The sequence below is a fragment of the Pseudoflavitalea sp. G-6-1-2 genome, assembly GCF_012927185.1.
Taxonomy (GTDB): domain Bacteria; phylum Bacteroidota; class Bacteroidia; order Chitinophagales; family Chitinophagaceae; genus Pseudobacter.
Window position 1 is genome coordinate 255,397 of record NZ_JABBGB010000001.1, and the last position, 17,915, is coordinate 273,311.

Genomic DNA, 17,915 nt, shown 5'->3' on the forward strand with positions numbered 1-17,915 from the left:
TAAAGTTATCCTATTTTGGTGGGATATACCTGTAGGTTATTCTCCAAAACCGGTGATATGTATCACCTTTCCTTCGTGTTTGTAGATCTTTCCGTTTTTCTTCAGGTGTTCTTTCTGCTTTTCTTCATCGGTGAGTATCGGCGCCAGCCATTCGATAATCTTAGACTGGATAACTACCGGCGACTGTCCATGCAGCAGCGCTTCTTCGATGTAACCGTAGAGCAATGGTTCGAAGGAGGCATCGAATAATCCTTTTGCTGCATACACGTCGCAGCCGATCACTTTATCGCCACTGATGCAGATAAACCCAACGAGATTGGTGTCTACCCTTGTGAATTTATCGGAGAAGAACTTGAAGTAATCGTTCTGATGGTGCACCATCCGCTTATCGTGCCGCTGTGCCAGATAGGCCAGCGAAGTTGAGTGAAAGCCGTTGGCGCCGAGCTGCCGGTCAATCTCTTTCCACACCAGCACCTGGTTGTTGGTTTGTCCCAATACCTTTCGCAGCTTGGCATTCGCATAATTGTTGTATACGAATTTCTTTTGTTTGTCGCTCCATCTTCCCTCTTCCACACACATCACAGGTACGTACTGATCTTTTTCTGATGGAAAGAGTACCGTATCGCGCGTTACCATTCTGTCCTGCCTTCCTCCCATGATCACTTCTCCCGAACCGATGTACACGGGTTGTCCGGAATTATTGTTGATCCGCAGCCAGTGCACATTCTCTGTTGCCGCGGTTCCTCTCTCGGTAACTACTACGGTTCCCAAAGCAAGGCCTTTACTGAGACTGAGCATGGCTTCTCTTCCGCCACCGCTACCTCCGGTTTTCTGACGAACCGGAATGATCTGAAGATTTTTATAGGTATGGGCGCTGTCGTAGTCCACTACCAGGGTCTGATAGGTCAGCTGGGCCTGCAATGCAGCCCCGCAGCAGAGCAAAACCAGTATGATCAGCCCTTTTGACATCTTTCTAATAACGAGCATTCTGCTAAAATAGTACCCGGAACCTTATCTTTGTCGCCTATGAATAAGAATGTTCGTGTAAGGTTTGCGCCAAGCCCCACCGGTGGTCTTCACCTGGGCGGCGTTCGTACTGTGCTGTACAATTATCTTTTTGCCCGGCATAATGCAGGCGAATTTGTACTGCGTATTGAAGATACCGATCAAACCCGTTTCGTTCCCGGCGCTGAAGATTACATCGTTCAATGTCTGCAATGGTGTGGCATGATACCTGATGAAGGACCTGTAACCGGCGGCCCATACGCGCCTTATCGCCAGAGCGAAAGAAAATCACTTTACCGCCAATATGCCGAACAACTGGTAAAAAGCGGTCATGCTTACTATGCATTCGACAGACCCGAAGAACTGGAAAGCATGCGCGAGCGATTCAAAACGGCAACCAATCCTGCACCTCAATACGATCACAATGTGCGGCTCGAAATGCGCAACTCCTGTTCGCTTACACTCGAAGAAACTGAAACGTTGCTGGAAGATGGCGTGCCTCACGTGATCCGCATCCGCATGCCGGAAAACGAAACCGTTACTTTCAACGATATGATCCGTGGCGAAGTAAGCTTCAATACCGGACTCGTAGACGACAAGGTTTTGCTGAAGGCCGATGGCATGCCTACCTATCACCTCGCCGTTGTAGTGGATGATTATCTGATGAAGATCACTCACGCATTCCGTGGAGAAGAATGGCTGCCCAGCTCTCCGGTTCACGTACTGCTCTGGAAATATCTGGGATGGGAAGATGCCATGCCTCAGTGGGCGCATCTGCCGCTGATTCTGAAACCCGATGGAAACGGCAAGCTCAGCAAACGCGACGGCGATCGCTTAGGCTTCCCCGTTTTCGCTATGAACTGGACCGATCCAAAAACCACAGAACTCACCAAAGGCTTCAGGGAACTGGGTTTCATGCCCGAAGCATTCATCAATATGCTGGCCATGCTCGGCTGGAACGATGGAACAGATCAGGAGATCTTCACCATCGAAGAACTGATCAGCAAGTTCTCCATCGACCGCGTGCACAAAGGTGGAGCGAAATTCGATTTCGAGAAAGCCAAATGGTTCAACCACGAATGGATCAAACGTTCTGATGCCGCACGCCTTCTCCCCGACGTGAAGCGTGTACTCGCAGACAACGGACTGAACATTGCAGATGATGCACTGCTCTCCTCCGTGATCACGCTCGTGAAAGACCGTTGTACCTTGCTCACAGATTTCTACGATCAATCGAAGTTCTTCTTCGAAACGCCGCAGCAACTCGATCTCGATGCTGTTCGCCCGAAGTGGAATGCAGAGAAGAAAACATTCTTCGAAGCCGCGATTGCCCAGATAGAAGCTGCACCTGCATTCCAGGCCACAGAGCAGGAAGCCGCCTTCAAAGAGCTCGCTGCAAAACACAATATCAAACCCGGCGAACTGATGATGCCATTGCGCATTATGCTGGTTGGCGGAAAGTTCGGTCCTGGTGTATTTGATATTGCCGCCATCATCGGAAAGAACGAAACGATTCACCGCATCCAGCAGGCACTGAAGCAGCTGGATCTTGCTTAATATGAAAAATCAAATTGTATGTCTCGCCCCATCAGAGTGTTAGTTGCCAAAGTGGGCCTCGATGGCCATGACCGCGGAGCCAAAGTGATTGCCACCGCTCTCCGCGATGCCGGTATGGAAGTGATCTACACCGGTCTGCGTCAAACGCCTGAAATGGTTGTCAGCGCTGCATTGCAGGAAGACGTCGATGCCATCGGCATCAGTATTCTCTCTGGTGCGCACATGACCGTATTTCCGAAAGTAATTCAGCTCATGAAAGACAAGGGTATGGATGATGTACTGCTCACAGGCGGCGGCATCATTCCCGAAGACGATATGCAGCAGCTCAATGCCCTGGGCGTTGGCAAATTGTTTGCGCCCGGAACTTCCACAGCAGACATCTCCAGTTACATCACTGACTGGGTAAAAGAGCATCGCAGTTTCTGATCAACTTTTAAATCAATTGCATCATGTCATATCAAACCTTACTTACCAGCCTTGAAGATGGCATTTTCACCATCACCATCAATCGCCCTGATAAGCTGAACGCCATCAACAAAACGGTGATGGAGGAGCTGGGACTGGCTGTGGCAGAGATTTACAACAATCCTGCGATCCGCTCGGCCATCATTACCGGCGCTGGTCCCAAAGCATTTGTTGCAGGTGCCGACATCACCGAATTCATGGGATTGAGCAAAGAAGAAGGAATGGCTATCGCAAAGAAAGGCCATGATATTTTTTTCAGTATCGAACGTTCACCAAAGCCCATCGTTGCAGCCATCAACGGATTTGCATTGGGTGGAGGATGTGAGCTTGCACTCAGCTGTCACTTCATGATCGCCGCAGAGAACGCTAAATTCGGACAACCCGAAGTGAACCTCGGACTGATCCCCGGATACGGCGGAACACAGCGTCTGGTGCAGCTTGTAGGCAAAAACAGAGCCATGGAATTACTGATGAGTGGCCGCACCGTAAACGCACAGGAAGCCCTCACCATGGGTATCGTTAATGAAGTAGTGCCGCAGGAAAATCTGCTTGCACGCGTGAAAGAAATTCTTACGCTGATCAATTCCAAAGCGCCCATCGCACTTACCAAAGTAATCGACTGCGTAAACAATTTCGATCACAGCAAACGCGGCTATGATTATGAAGTGGCACAGTTCGGAGAATGCTTCGCAACTGAAGACATGAAAGAAGGCGTAAATGCATTTCTCGAAAAAAGAAAGGCAGATTTCAAAGGAAAATAATTCTTCGGAATCGTGTAACGCAAAAGATAAGTTATGATCGGAACCCGAAAGAGTTCCGATCTGTTTTTTTAAGATCAGATCAAAGCTGATGTAAAAATTTACCTGCTGACAAAAGCAGTAGCTGTAAATTGAAAGTTCATATCTAATGCTCATTTACCCATGTACGAAGAAATTCTGGAGATAACGAAACCGATCAGGCATACTGGCGATGAAAACGCACTTACACAGTTTCCGCCATCCTATCAACAATTCGCCAAAGAGCTCGGTTATGGCTTACTCTGTGGGCTGTTCATCGTCTACATTCCTTTCCCGGCTCCTCACGACAAACATCCCGACTCCTTCCCCGTTGCGCGTAAAAGACTCAGGTCTTTTTTGGATGCATACTTCGACATAGATCTTGAAATACTGAAAGACGAAAAAACATATGCTCTGCTTCAGCGTGCAGAACCCTTTGCCAAAAGTGAAAACGGAGAGTTTCTTTTTTGGGATAAGGATCATCCCAATGCAGATGGAGAGTGGCCGATCTATCTGGCAAATTTTCCGGTAAGCATTACCCATGTTGCGAATAGCCTCCCTGAACTAATCAGCAAGCTTACAAATGCAGCAACAATACAAAGTGTAATGCAATTTACCAGATCACCACTGCAGGCGACTTTTTCGCCTTATGATGCAATCCGGTACTAAGAACATTACTGATAATCCGGACAATCGAATAACTGAATCTCGCCCAGAATAGGGCTTGCTTTCGCTTTCGTGATCGACACCCTCACTTTCTGTGTCAGTTGCCGGGGGAATTGAAGAATTCGCTTATACCCCACCGTTGTTCCCTGCGTTACAGGCACCCACGTACTATCATTCAACGCTTCTACTGTAAATGCTTCGATGCGCTGTCCGGCTTCGATGTATTCCTGCAACATGATTGTATTGAACTGTTTCGGTGTTTCCAGCTCCAGTTCGATGGAGCAGGTCAGGGAATCTTTGAGTGGTGCCCAGTGAGAGAATCTGAATCCGTCTACCAGCAATGAGGGCAGGTAACCCGCACGCGAGCTGGACACCGTTACTCTGGAACGCTGTGCCAGATTGGTTTTGAAGCATGCTTCGCGCAAATCTTTGAAGGCCATCAGCGATGCAGAATCAGGTGCAGCGATCAAACCACGACGATCAGGTGGCACATTCAGCAGCAGCGCAGCGCCACGCCCTACGGATGTCATGTAGATCTTCATCAGTTCTTTGCCGGATTTCACCAGCGAGTCTTCATTGGCGTGCCAGAACCAACCCGGACGAATGGATACATCGCATTCAGCAGGTATCCAGTTCTTGCCGTTTATGTTGCCCATGTTCAGCGTATCGTTGGGAGGGGCGCCGATTCCGCGGGAGAATCCGGTAGTATCGAGCAAACTCCAGTTGGTAGTGCCTGCAATGCCTTTTTCGTTTCCTACCCATCGTATATCCGGACCAATATCGCTGAAGATCACAGCTTGCGGAGCAAGCATGCGAGCTGTTCTTTCGAATCGCGGAAAATCGTATTGCTGTTTTTTGCCATTGGGACCTTCGCCATTGGCGCCATCCCACCAGAGCTCGAAAATCTCATCGTAGTTGTGCAGCAGCTGCGTCATGCTGCGCACATAAATATTATTGTAGTCGTCGGTTCCGTAATCAGGATGATTGCGATCCCATGGAGAGATATACACGCCGAATTTAATGCCGTAGCTGGAACATGCATCTGACAATTCTTTCAGCACATCACCACGTCCATTTTTCCAGGGGCTTTCAGAAACAGTATAGTTGCTGTACTGGTTAGGCCAGAGACAGAATCCATCGTGATGTTTGGCGGTGATGATGATGCCCTTGGCGCCTGCATCGCGTGCAATGCGTGCCCACTGTCTGCAATCGAGCGCAGTTGGATTGAAGATGCCGGCAGCTTCCTTTCCCGTTCCCCATTCGAGGTCACTGAAAGTATTGGGCCCGAAATGCATGAAGAAGTAGTATTCCATCTCCTGCCATTTCATTTGCTTGGTGGATGGAACAGGGCCAACCTGCTCAACAAGTTGTGCCTCACCACTCATACAGGTGAGTACAATCAGAAGCGTAGTGATGGTGGTTCGCAGCATATGTTTTATTCAAATCCGTTGACGATTCGGATAGTTTGTCCCTTTTTCATGGGAATTACAAAGATGTTATCTTTCAAAAGAACATTTTTGTGGGCTATGCCTTCTACGATCCAGGTGTGAAAGTGGCGGGGCTTTTTGATACGCGCTACTCCATTTCGGGTAGCCGCGATAGTTAGATCGTATTCTACGCCGTTCTCTTTTCGGGCGCTGACGAGAAAACCGCCTTCGGTACGGAGCTTGCTGAAAGATACGTTGTTCCAGCTGGAAGGCAATGCAGGAAATATTTCGATATACCCGCGATGGCTTTGCAGCAGCATTTCATGGATGCCTTGCGCAAAAGCAAAGTTTCCTTCGAGCGTAAAAGGCCTGTAGGTGTAATGAGAATATTGCCCTCCTTTCTGATCACCATTCAAATGGAAGCTGTTGGACGAAACAAAATTCGATGCGAAGATCTGCAACTGACGAAGGGCACTGTCGCCCTGTAATGTACGCGCATAGAGGTTTCCCATCCATGCAAAAGAATAGCCAACCCATTCGCCTGTACCAAGACTGCGGAGATGATTAAATGACTTTTCGATGGTGATGCTGTCCAATGCATTTTCTGTTTTTACCAACCCCAAAGGATGAATACCCATATACGCGCTCATGTGCCGGTGCGAATGTTTCATATTCGTTCCGGGTGCGATGGTGAGGCCCGTTTCATTGATCGAAAGGGCAGGTAATCCGGCAAGCAATTTCGACCATCTCACAGCATCGGTTTTGGCACCGGCTTTCAGCGCCATTTCACGTGCGTTGCCCGCGAGAGATTTCGCAAGTGCGAGATCATAATTGGTCCATACTTTAAACCAGGCTGTGATATCATTATCGTTGTATTCAGGGCTGGAGCTCAATGGCAGCATCCTTGGGCCCTTCTGCACTTTGGTGATCTGTTCGAGATAGATCGCAGCTTCTTTGATGTAAGGATAAGCACGTGTCAGCAGAAACTGATCATCACCGCTGTACTTCCATTGCTGATAGAAATGCTGTGCAACCCAGCAAACTGTGGTCGGCGACATGGAGTATTGAATCCATCCTCCCATTGGTTTGCCGCTGATAGTGGTTACACCGGGAACGTTCAATCCGTCGGTTCCGAAATATTGTTTTGTCCAGCGTTTGTTCTCTTCCCTGATCTTCCAGAGCCAGTTGGTGAAACCTGCAGTGAGGTCGGTGTGGTTGGATGCATAACCGGGCCAGTAACTCAGTTCGGTATTGAGATCGTGGTGATAATCTCCTTTCCATGGCGGCAGTTTTCCATTGTCTGCAGTCCAGATGGCTTGCAGAGAAATGGGCGGCGTATTGTTGCGCGCAACGCAGGCAAACTTGTACATATCGAGATAGTACTGTTTCTCCAGTAATGTATCGGGAATAGAGATGGAAGAGCGGCTCCAGAAATCATCCCACCACTTGCTGTGCTCCTTCCAGATGTCTGCACCCAGAACACCATCGATTTTTGAGAGTGAAGCAGGTTTATCGATACTGATAGTCCAGGCTCCAACAAGCGCCCCTCTTATTTCCTGCCAGTTGACCAACAGCTCGTAATAATGTCCATTGTAAGTGGGCTGATGGTATCGGTAGCCATGGGCAGTTTTTGTAATAGTTCCTTTCGGATAACCAAGCCTGCTGAGGCTTTGACCGTTGTGACTGTTACCTGATATTTGTTCCCCCTGATAAGTCGGTGGTATTACAGAAGGAAGCAATGACGTAAACTCTGATTCCGGTACACCTACCCATCCGAAATATCCTTCCTGCTTTGTTGCCTGAACATAGCTGCGAAATTTTCTTCCTCCGGAAAAATAAATGGTGCTCAATCCATTTTGGATGTCGAGTTCGGCACTATCTGTTTTACTGTTTGCAGGAAAAGAAAATTCAATGGCTCCAGCAGGAATCTTACAGGGCGCAGCATTTACATCGTAAGGCTGATCACCGAGTTTCTGAACAGTATCGTACTCGCCTTTCAACACCTGCTGATGCACCCAGTTATATTTGAGCCGGTCGATCTGTGGCATGGGTCTGTCATCCCACAGATCGATCCGGTCTAATGAAAGTCTGATCTTATCACCGTGTTGCCAGATCAATGCGCCGAGCCAGCCATTGCCGATGGGCATTGCCTCATCCCATTGTTTGGGCATCTGCTTCATGCGTAGAAAATGCGATTCATTCACCTGCGCAGCCGCAGCGTTTCCCAACAGGAGGAGCATCCACAACACAGATCTCATAAAGAAGGATTATGTAACGAAGTTAAGTGTTTGACACACTAGTTTTCACGATATAACACAACATCCGGAATCCGCATTTTCGGAATGCCGGGTCCTTTCCAATGTACTTCGAGATTGTCCCCGCCTCCACTCTGAAAATATTGCACTTTGATGGAATGGAACCCTTTGCCGAGTGGGATATCATTTCCTTTTTCTATTTCACCGTGCAGGCCATTGTTGTCTACGAGTGGTTTGCCATCGATGAACATGCGGCTTCCATCGTCGGAGGTAAGATAGAAAGTATAGATGCCATCAACCGGAATTCTGATGTATCCGTCAAAAACAAATCCGTAGTCGTTCTTTCCGCGCTTCATGCTGATATCGAAATTGGCGAGTGTGCCCATAGCAGCAGGCGACAGTTTTGCAAATTCTGGAATGGAATCCCATCGGCCTTCGTAGGATGCAAATTGCAATCCTCCATTGGTAAGATTCAGGTCCATGGCTGCAACGGGACTAACTTTATCAAAATTCGCAGTGGCAATTTCGGAGATCCTTTTGCCATTGAGGAATACAGCTGCTTTCACTACAGAAGATTTTCTGAGTATCACACTGCGTCCCTGTTGTGATGTGCTTACCGGATCTTTTCCGTTGGTAGTGAAGTACACAACAGATCCTGGTACTTTGCTTCCGAACTGAACAAGCAACTGATCGGTGAATATGCTGGCATTGGCATCGATGGTGGGTTCTGCATAAACGATGGGCTTGCCTTTGATCTCTACCGCAATCACCGTGGCAAAAGGTTGTTTGGTCACTTCTGCCAGGCTGATGAGATTACCGAATGATTGTTTGGTGTATTTCAATGATTTATTATCAGCCAGTGCATACACTTTTGAAATATTGTTTCCGAAGGAAGGAAGCTGCAGGTTGCCATCTTCCGGCCATTTGGTAACGTGGAAGAACAAACGCGTTCCGCTGGGAATGGCTTGTTGCGTGCAATAGCCGTTCCTGAAATTCTTAAACGGACTTGCCTGTGTATTGTAGATGGAGGCACTGTTTACGCTCATCCATTTGCCTATATCGCGCAGCCGTTCGATGCTTGCCTGCGGAAAAACTCCTTCTGCAGTGGGGCCAACATTCAGCAAATAGTTGCCGCCTTTGGAAGATGTTTCGATGAGTTTGTGAACGAGATCCTCAGCGGATTTCCAGTTATTGTCGTGGCTGTTGTATCCCCAGTTCTGATTCATGGTCATGCAGCTCTCCCAATCAACGCCGGGAAATCCGGTAGCGGGGATCTCCTGTTCGGGCGTTCCGTAGTCGCCGACAAAATCGCCGGCTTTGGTGAGGCCCGCCATGCCCGATCTTCCTTTATCGATGCGGTTGTTGATGATGATGTCTGGTTGAAATCCTTTGATGTATTGATAAAGATCTTTTGCCTGTTCGTGGGTCCAGGTATCTTCCCATTCTCCATCGAACCAGAGCACACCGATCTTTCCGTAATTGGTGAGCAGTTCTTTGAGTTGCGCTTTCATGTAACTCACGTAGCGGCTGAAGTCTGCACCTTCGGTAGAACGGTCCGATTCCCAGTCGCGGCGCGGCAGGTAATCCGGATGATGCCAGTCCATGATCGAATAATAAAAGCAAAGCTGAACGCCGTGTTTGGCGCAGGCATCAGCCAGTTCTTTGAGCACATCTTTTTTGAATGGCGTGTTCATCGGATTGAAATCAGATGTGGCAGTGGGCCAGTTGGCATAACCATCGTGATGTTTGGTAGTGATCACGAGATACTTCATGCCGGCATCCTTTGCCATGCTCACCCACTCATCGGCATTGAATTTTGTGGGATTGAACTGTTGGAGAAATTTGTCGTAAGTGGTTAATGGGATCTGTGCATTGTTGCGGATCCATTCGCCATAGTCGGTTCGGCCATTCCATTCGCCTGCGGGCACTGCATAGAGGCCCCAGTGGATAAACATTCCGAATCGCGCATCGCGCCACCATTGCATTTGCTGGGAACTCGTTTTGGTTTTGGTTACCTGGGCCAGAGGGCGCATGAATAAACTGCCTGTTGCAAGCATAGCTGTAGTGAACAGCCACTTCATCATGCCTGGAGTGTGTTGCATAGTTGGTTGGTTAAATACTCTGTTAATAAAAACTAGAGCAAGCAGATCAATTGATGGTAACTAATATCGTAAAATTATCCAGATTTTCAGAGACATTTTTTGATCATCATCTGCTGCTTGGCTATTTTATCTACCTTGCAGCAATCACAACTGCTGCATATGGAAAAGAAAATGCCCACGATCAAAGAGATCGCCAAACGCCTGAACATTTCCATCTCCACTGTTTCGCGCGCGCTGCACGATCATCACAGCATTGGACTTCGTACCAAAACTGCGGTGAAAAAGCTGGCTGCCGAGCTCAACTATGAGCCTAATCAGACTGCCATCTTCTTCAAGCAGCGCAAGACTTTCACGCTGGGTGTGATATTGCCCAATCTTCGTGAAGAGTTCTTCTCCGCCGCCATCAACGCCATCGACAATGTAGCATTGAACAATAATTACATTGTATTGACCGGTCAGAGTCACGATGATCTCAACCGCGAAAAATCGCTGGTAGAATCGATGAAGAAACATCGCGTAGATGGCATCCTGGCTTCCATTTCAAAGAATACCACCAGCTTCGACCATTTCGAGCAGCTGAAAAATTTTGACATTCCTGTAGTGTTCTTCGACCGTGTGCCCGATATGCCCGATGTTCACTCGGTGAGCTGCAACCTGTATCACAGCTCGGTGGAAGCGGTGGATTTTCTGGTGAAGCAGGGCCATAAGCGCATCGGCTATATTCAGGGACCGCCCACCCTCAGCATCCGCAACGAAAGGCTCAATGGTTATCACGACGCACTGGCCAAACACAATATAAAACCAGACAATGCCCTCATCGTAAGCACCGATCTTTCCACCGAAGGCAATACCAATGCGCTCGACAAACTGCTGGCGTTGAAGAAGCGCCCTACGGCGGTGCTGCTCTTTAACGATTATGTGGCGCTGGATGTGATCCATCATGCCCGTCAGCGCAAACTCACCGTAAACAAAGACATCTGCTTTGTGAGTTATGCCAATATTCCCTTTATGCACTACCTCGATTTTCCACCGATCGCTTCTGTGGAACAATTTCCCATGGAGCAGGCAGCAAGGGCGGCGGAGTTACTGTTCAAGCTGCTCGATCCCGGCGCACGGGAGGCCCTTCCCCCCTACGAGAATATCGTGCTGAAAAGTGAGCTGATCATCCACTAATTCCATGGTTCAGACCGGTATTTCCCTAACTTTGCGCAAAATTTTGCATATGGAATACCGGATCGAAAAAGATACCATGGGAGAAGTGAAGGTGCCAGTTGATGCGTACTACGGCGCCCAGACCCAACGCAGCATAGATAATTTCAAAATTGCGCAGGACATCAACCGAATGCCGAAAGAGATCATCCGGGCTTTTGCGTACCTGAAGAAAGCAGCAGCACTCACCAATATGGATGCAGGTGTTCTGCCAAAAGAAAAAGCAGAACTGATTGGTCAGGTTTGCGATGAGATCCTCGCAGGCAAACTCGATGATTACTTCCCTCTCGTTGTATGGCAAACCGGCTCCGGTACCCAGTCTAACATGAACGTGAATGAAGTGATCGCTTACAGAGGTCATGTGATCAAAGGCGGCAAACTCACCGACAAAGAAAAATTCCTCGCACCGAACGATGATGTGAACAAATCACAATCATCCAACGATACATTCCCCACTGCGATGCACATCGCTGCTTACAAAATGCTGCTGGAAGTAACTATCCCCGGTATCGAGAAGCTGCGCAATACACTCGCAGAGAAGAGTAAGAAATACATGAATGTGGTGAAGATCGGCCGCACTCACTTCATGGATGCCACACCACTTACGGTAGGACAAGAGTTCGGTGGCTACGTAGCCCAGCTCGATCACGGTATCCGCGCTATCAAAAACACACTGGCACATCTCAGCGAGCTGGCACTCGGCGGAACCGCTGTAGGAACCGGCATCAACACGCCTCCTCACTATTCTGAGAATGTTGCAAAACATATTGCACAGCTCACTGGTCTTCCTTTCATCACTGCTGCCAACAAATTCGAAGCACTTGCTGCTCACGACGCTATCGTTGAATCACATGGCGCACTGAAAACAGTTGCGGTAAGCCTGATGAAAATCGCGAATGATATTCGTATGCTGTCTTCTGGTCCACGCGCAGGTATCGGAGAGCTGTTCATTCCAGACAATGAGCCCGGTTCTTCCATCATGCCGGGAAAAGTAAACCCAACGCAGTGTGAAGCGCTCACCATGATCGCTGCACAGGTACTGGGTAACGATGTAACCATCAATATCGGTGGCGCTACAGGTCATTTTGAACTGAACGTGTTCAAACCTGTAATGATCTTCAACTTCCTGCACAGCGCCCGTCTGATCGGCGAAGGTTGTGTAAGCTTCAACGATAAATGTGCAGTGGGCATCGAACCAATCGAAGCCAATATCAAAAAGCATGTAGACAATTCACTGATGCTGGTAACTGCGCTGAACACTAAGATCGGCTACTACAAAGCAGCTGAGATTGCACAGACCGCACATAAGAACGGAACCACTTTGAAAGAAGAAGCTGTTCGCCTGGGTTACGTAACTCCAGAGCAGTTCGATGAGTGGGTGATCCCAGAGCAAATGGTTGGCAAAATCGGATAATTTTGCTGCGATATATTTCTGATGGCCGTGCATTGATTTGCACGGCCATTTTTTGTTACTGAAGAATGATCTTTTCGCGGCGAAGCTCCGTTCCGTTTGCATCGATCAGACTGAGCACGTACATCCCGCGCGGGAGTGGCGTTACAGCGATCGTGTTTCGATCTTTGGAAGTGGAACCGCTCAGCACCATTCTCCCTGCGAGATCATGCAACTGATATTGTATGGGAAGATGCTTCACCTTCGACATCGCAATGCTGAGTTGTGACGATGCAGGATTGGGATAGATACTGATACTGAATTTTTGTTCAGGTCTGTTGGGCGTTTCAGGCTCCGGAAGTCCCAATGAAGACCCCGTGTATTTGTACACGAGAATGGCTCCCCGATGATCCAGTGTGGATGGGTTATGACTGCTCGGCCCGGATGTAGATCCAATGCTGTCGGTGATCAGAAATATTTTTCCATCTGGGCTCAAGGCGATATCGCGATAGCGGTCGTAAGATTTGAAATAAGGAATGGAATCGCTGATGATGGTAGTACCCGTGGGATCTAGTTTGTAACGATAAACAGTTCCTTTCTTCAGCGTTGTAACCAGCAGCGATGGATACCATCCGGGAATGGCAGCGCCCATATTCAACTCATAAAACTCGATGGACGATGGTGCGATAGTGGGGAATTTCAGGTAACCATTGGCCACCTCGCATTGCTGAACCGGGTTGGAACCGCATCCCGTATACACTGCACGTATAGGCTTACGGAAGTTATTTTTTACACTGGCAGGAGCATTCTTTTCGAGTGTGACAGACGCACCATTGGGAACATAAGCCGAATTCTCCACGTAACCGATAGAGCCGCAGTTATTTGCTTCGAACCAGCGGACATATTGATAGTTGATATTATCCGTATCGCCTGCGATATAGGGCCATCCATAGTTTTTGCCACCTTCGATTATATTTATCTCATCATCTGTATTGGGACCATGTTCGGAACTGTACAACCTGCCATCGGATTTCAGCGTAGGAAAAGGACCGCTGCTGCCCGCTTCTTTCTGCCACACCAGTCCCTGCGGATTGCGATGCCCGATGGTGAAAACATGACTGCGTATACCTCCCCATACAGGATTATCTGCAGGGATGGAACCATCCATTGCAATGCGAAGGATCTTACCAGCATAATTCCGATAGTCTCCATTCTGCATCTGTGTTGAAGTAGGAATATCCTGCGACAATATCTGTTTGCATTTATTGCCGAACTGATTGCTGCCCTGATCTCCACAGGAATAATAAATGCAGTCGTCGCCGCCGATGATCAGTCTGCCGGAACTGTGATCTACATTGGCCGGGATGCCCTGCAGCAAAACAGTTTCATTGCCGCAGGTTTGCGTAGCAGCATTGTAATGAAAACGCGATATGCGGAGGCTGGTACTGCTGTAACTATAGGCAACATAGATGGAATCTTTTCCAGGCACTCGGCTGAAACCCGGATGCAGCGCCATTCCCAGCATGCCATTCTGTTTTACATCGGTAGCGCCTCCGCCTCCATTTCGGCTGATATTGAGGTATACTTCATCCTGAATATCGAGAATTATCTTTCGGATGCCGGTTCCTGTATCCACCCGCGAAATTCTTCCGGGCTTCTCGGTGATGTACAGAAAATTATCAGCGCCATACACTATATCGAAAGGATGCATCAGTTTATAACGATTGGCAGGAATGGCGGGCGCCTGATTGAGCACCCTGAGCGAAAAGGGTTCGTCCTGTGCGGCACTCATAACGGGAATGAGTAATGTGAGCAGACAACCAGCCAGTAATGGGGTTTTCATAGGTAGGGTTTGATAAATGCTAAACCAAAATACAAATCCTTCAGAACTGATCAATAGCTAAACTCACATGATATCTAGTAAATATACGATTGATCAAGATCATCTTTTTGTATATGTTTACAGGCAACTCAGATCCAAACCGATGAAAAAATATCTACTCCGTATACCCCTTCTAATCTTCGGCTATTGCCTTTTCGGCATATCTAACGCCGACGCACAGACGGTTGTTAAATTCGGCAACAGTTATGTGAATCTTACGAAAAAAACTACGGGAGGTACCGTTGAACCAGGTGATACACTGGAGATAAGAACCAACTATTTTTTTCCCGGAGGTTTCAACAGCGGAAATATTTACTACGTGCGTTACGTGGATAATATTCCAACTGGAACTACTTTTCTTCCTTCGGAAGGCATCAGGCTGATCACCAATGAAGGGTTGATCGTAAACAATTATACAGCTGCTTCCGGCGATGATCCTGCTGCCTATAAAGCCGCTCCAGGTGCCTCTGAGTTCAACATCCGCATCAATATCGGAATCAATACATCGAACGTAGGTACACTTTCTACAGACCAGGCAACCGGTGGCGGTAATGTTAAACCCGGCACACATAAGCCTCTTGTAGCAGGCGGAACGCTTATCACCACTGCATTTCGCGTAAAAGTAACGGGCGCCATCGGAGATATTATCACACTTGGTGCCGGAAAGCTGAAATACAAAACCATCAACTCTTCCAGTTCAGGGACCGATCAAATTGTAAATGCAATCCGATACAAGATCGTTATCTCACAGAACACACCGATCTGCGAAAATGCAGTGGGTAAAAACTTTGCAGCTGAGTTTGGTGGAACATTTGGTAGCGGAAATTCACAGAACCGCGATGTACTTCCTACCGACCTTCCTGTTCCGGGATACACCAGACGCACACTTACACCGAGCAGTGAAATCAACGACGGATACTACACCATCGTAAACAATCTCTCTCCGAGAGCAAGTACATACAGAAACGCATTAAAGAAACCTAACTGTGGGAGCACCACACCTCCCAATGTGCTGGCATGTGGCAACCGGATGTTCGGTGGCCACTGGGATATCATCGGAGATCATACAGGCAGTACCACACCTGCAGGCAACGATCCCACCGCACCCAATGCAACAGGAGGATACATGCTGGTAGTGAATTCCGATTATGCAACAGGTGAAGCGTACCGACAAAATATAACCGGTCTTTGTCCTAATACTTCCTACGAGTTTTCGCTTTGGGTAAGAAATGTCTGTACCAATTGTGGTATCGATCAGAATGGTACGCAAACAATGAAACCGGGTGTTATGCCCAATCTTACATTTGCGATCGACGATATCGATCGTTATTCATCGGGCATGGTTGATACTGTGGGCTGGATAAAAAAAGGCTTCATGTTCAAAACCGGTCCTACACAGCAAAACATTGTGATCTCCATCCGCAACAACGCCTCCGGCGGCGGCGGTAACGACTGGGCCATCGATGATATCGCACTCGTAACCTGCAATCCCAATCTCACCATGCTGCCTTCTGCAACCACACAAGTCTGCAGAGGCAATAATGTAGACATCTCCTGTCTGGTACGTTCGTTCTTCGACAACTACACAGAGTGGACCTGGGAGCGAAGCACTGATGGCGGACTCTCCTGGCAGAACACCGGCGTAACAGGTAGCAGCACTGCCACACCCGATGGCAATGGGCAGTACGAATACAGGGCAGTATATCCAAGATTCGTTGCCAGTCAGTCTGACAACGGAACAAAGTATCGGTTCCGCGTAGCGAGTACTGTAGCCAATCTTGGAGAACAGGATTGTTCATTCCTCAACGTAACTACCATTCAGATAAAAGTAGATGAGTGTACCATCCTTCCTACCAAACTGCTCGGCTTTACCGGACAGCTGGTGAACGGAGCCGCCAATCTGAAATGGAAAACAGAGAATGAAACGGAGCATACTGTTTATGAAGTGGAACGCAGTACAGACGGACGGGATTTCGTAAAGATCGCTACAGTGAATGGCGTCGCACCAAACGCAGGCTCCAGCTACACTTACACGGATACCAAAGCATCGGCAGGCAGCAATTATTACCGGCTCAGAATTGTGGAAGCAGAAGCAAAAAGCTACAGCAAGATCATTCTGCTGAGTACAAAGCCTGAGTTTGCTTTGCGCAATCTGATCAATCCATTCAGCAGTCAGATCAATTTCGATATCATCACTCCAGAGAAAGGTAAAGCAGATATTCGTTTGATCGATCTCTACGGAAGAACGGTGAAACAGCTTTCAGTGAATCTGGCTCAGGGACAAAACGATATATTCCTTCGCAATCTCGGCCAGCTCAGCAGCGGTGTGTATGTACTTCGCATACAGGTGGGAGAAAAAGTAATCAATAAGCAGGTGCTCAAAACCAACAGCACCCACTGATTGTCTCATTAGTTTAGTTTTACAAATACAAAGAAAAAGGGTAACCAGCACGAGCGAGTTACCCTTTGTTATGTAGATCAGATCTGGTTAAGAGATCTGAACGGTATCGTTTGGATTCAGCTGATCGGTAGCCTGTTGTTGCTGTTGTTCTGTTTCAGGATGCTTTTTGAAGAACCTGCGCTGGAACAGCAGAATCACAATTACACCAACAGAGATGGAGGCATCAGCGATATTGAAAATGGGAGAAAAGAAAGTGAATGTTTCTCCGCCCCAGATAGGGATCCAGCTGGGCATGGTTTTGTTTTCGATGATGGGCACATACAGCATGTCTACCACTTTGCCATGCAGAAAACTTGCGTATCCGCCTCCGGGAGGGAACAGCACTGCATTTGGCAATCCTTCGCTGCTGCCAGAAAAGATCAGGCCGTAGAACATGGAATCGATGAGGTTACCCAATGCGCCTGCGAAGATCATGGCCACACAGATGATAAACCCGCGATGGTATTTTTTACGAACAATATTTCTGATGTAGAATACACCGAAGATCACAGCCACCAGTCTGAAAAGGGTGAGGGCAATCTTTCCGAATTCGCCACCGAATTTCCATCCCCAGGCCATTCCTTCATTTTCGATGAAGAAGAGACGGAACCAATTGCCAAATAAATGAATCTGACCATTCCAGCCATAGGTCATACTTGTTTTGACCCAAATCTTTAAAGCCTGATCTATAAAGATGATCGCCAGGATTGTTAATGCTACTGTTCTGATCTTCACTGCACT

General features: G+C 48.0%; 13 protein-coding genes. 7 read left to right on the top strand and 6 right to left on the bottom strand.

All coding sequences use genetic code 11. The features are described 5' to 3' along the window. Window positions 1-36: 36 nt before the first annotated feature. Complete coding sequence (locus HHL16_RS00975; protein ID WP_169423275.1) at window positions 37-969, bottom strand: DUF6569 family protein; 933 nt, start codon at window positions 967-969, stop codon at window positions 37-39. Between the two features lie 57 nt (window positions 970-1,026). Here HHL16_RS00975 and gltX point away from each other — a divergent pair, with 57 nt between their 5' ends. The 4 genes from gltX (at window position 1,027) to HHL16_RS00995 (ending at window position 4,472) form a co-directional block, all read left to right on the top strand. Beyond that, window positions 1,027-2,562, top strand: coding sequence for a glutamate--tRNA ligase (gltX, locus tag HHL16_RS00980; RefSeq protein ID WP_169423276.1), 1,536 nt, complete (start codon window positions 1,027-1,029; stop codon window positions 2,560-2,562). Window positions 2,563-2,580: 18 nt separating this feature from the next. Next, window positions 2,581-2,988 (top strand): cobalamin B12-binding domain-containing protein, encoded by a 408-nt coding sequence (locus tag HHL16_RS00985; protein WP_169423277.1) that lies wholly within the window; start codon window positions 2,581-2,583, stop codon window positions 2,986-2,988. Between the two features lie 23 nt (window positions 2,989-3,011). Beyond that, window positions 3,012-3,788 carry an enoyl-CoA hydratase-related protein gene (locus HHL16_RS00990; protein WP_169423278.1) on the top strand — a complete coding sequence of 259 codons (777 nt, stop codon included), beginning with the start codon at window positions 3,012-3,014 and terminating at the stop codon, window positions 3,786-3,788. A 159-nt stretch (window positions 3,789-3,947) separates the two neighbouring features. Continuing rightward, on the top strand, window positions 3,948-4,472 hold the full coding sequence (locus tag HHL16_RS00995) for an SMI1/KNR4 family protein (RefSeq protein ID WP_169423279.1): 525 nt from the start codon (window positions 3,948-3,950) through the stop codon (window positions 4,470-4,472). Window positions 4,473-4,477: 5 nt separating this feature from the next. On the opposite strand, the gene HHL16_RS01000 is transcribed toward HHL16_RS00995, so the two are convergent. Genes HHL16_RS01000 through HHL16_RS01010 form a run of 3 tightly spaced genes read right to left on the bottom strand, consistent with a single transcriptional unit; the run spans window position 4,478 to window position 10,253 of the window. Further along, window positions 4,478-5,899: an alpha-L-fucosidase gene (locus HHL16_RS01000; protein ID WP_169423280.1), complete on the bottom strand. Its 1,422-nt coding sequence runs from the start codon at window positions 5,897-5,899 to the stop codon at window positions 4,478-4,480. Window positions 5,900-5,904: 5 nt separating this feature from the next. Continuing rightward, window positions 5,905-8,154 carry a glycoside hydrolase family 95-like protein gene (locus HHL16_RS01005; RefSeq protein ID WP_169423281.1) on the bottom strand — a complete coding sequence of 750 codons (2,250 nt, stop codon included), beginning with the start codon at window positions 8,152-8,154 and terminating at the stop codon, window positions 5,905-5,907. A gap of 38 nt (window positions 8,155-8,192) precedes the next feature. Next, entirely contained in the window at window positions 8,193-10,253 is a 2,061-nt protein-coding gene (locus tag HHL16_RS01010) for an alpha-L-fucosidase (protein WP_169423282.1), read from the bottom strand. 159 nt (window positions 10,254-10,412) lie between these two features. Here HHL16_RS01010 and HHL16_RS01015 point away from each other — a divergent pair, with 159 nt between their 5' ends. Together HHL16_RS01015 and fumC are read left to right on the top strand one after the other, a co-directional pair. Further along, window positions 10,413-11,426, top strand: coding sequence for a LacI family DNA-binding transcriptional regulator (locus HHL16_RS01015; protein ID WP_169423283.1), 1,014 nt, complete (start codon window positions 10,413-10,415; stop codon window positions 11,424-11,426). Window positions 11,427-11,475: 49 nt separating this feature from the next. Next, window positions 11,476-12,876: a class II fumarate hydratase gene (gene fumC, locus HHL16_RS01020; protein WP_169423284.1), complete on the top strand. Its 1,401-nt coding sequence runs from the start codon at window positions 11,476-11,478 to the stop codon at window positions 12,874-12,876. 55 nt (window positions 12,877-12,931) lie between these two features. Here the strand turns inward: fumC and HHL16_RS01025 are convergent, their stop codons facing one another. After that, window positions 12,932-14,695, bottom strand: a complete 1,764-nt coding sequence (locus HHL16_RS01025; protein WP_169423285.1) for a PQQ-dependent sugar dehydrogenase — start codon at window positions 14,693-14,695, stop codon at window positions 12,932-12,934. A 142-nt stretch (window positions 14,696-14,837) separates the two neighbouring features. Here HHL16_RS01025 and HHL16_RS01030 point away from each other — a divergent pair, with 142 nt between their 5' ends. Continuing rightward, entirely contained in the window at window positions 14,838-17,135 is a 2,298-nt protein-coding gene (locus HHL16_RS01030; RefSeq protein WP_169423286.1) for a T9SS type A sorting domain-containing protein, read from the top strand. Between the two features lie 87 nt (window positions 17,136-17,222). On the opposite strand, the gene HHL16_RS01035 is transcribed toward HHL16_RS01030, so the two are convergent. After that, complete coding sequence (locus HHL16_RS01035; protein WP_169423287.1) at window positions 17,223-17,909, bottom strand: lipoprotein signal peptidase; 687 nt, start codon at window positions 17,907-17,909, stop codon at window positions 17,223-17,225. Between the last annotated feature and the right edge of the window lie 6 nt (window positions 17,910-17,915).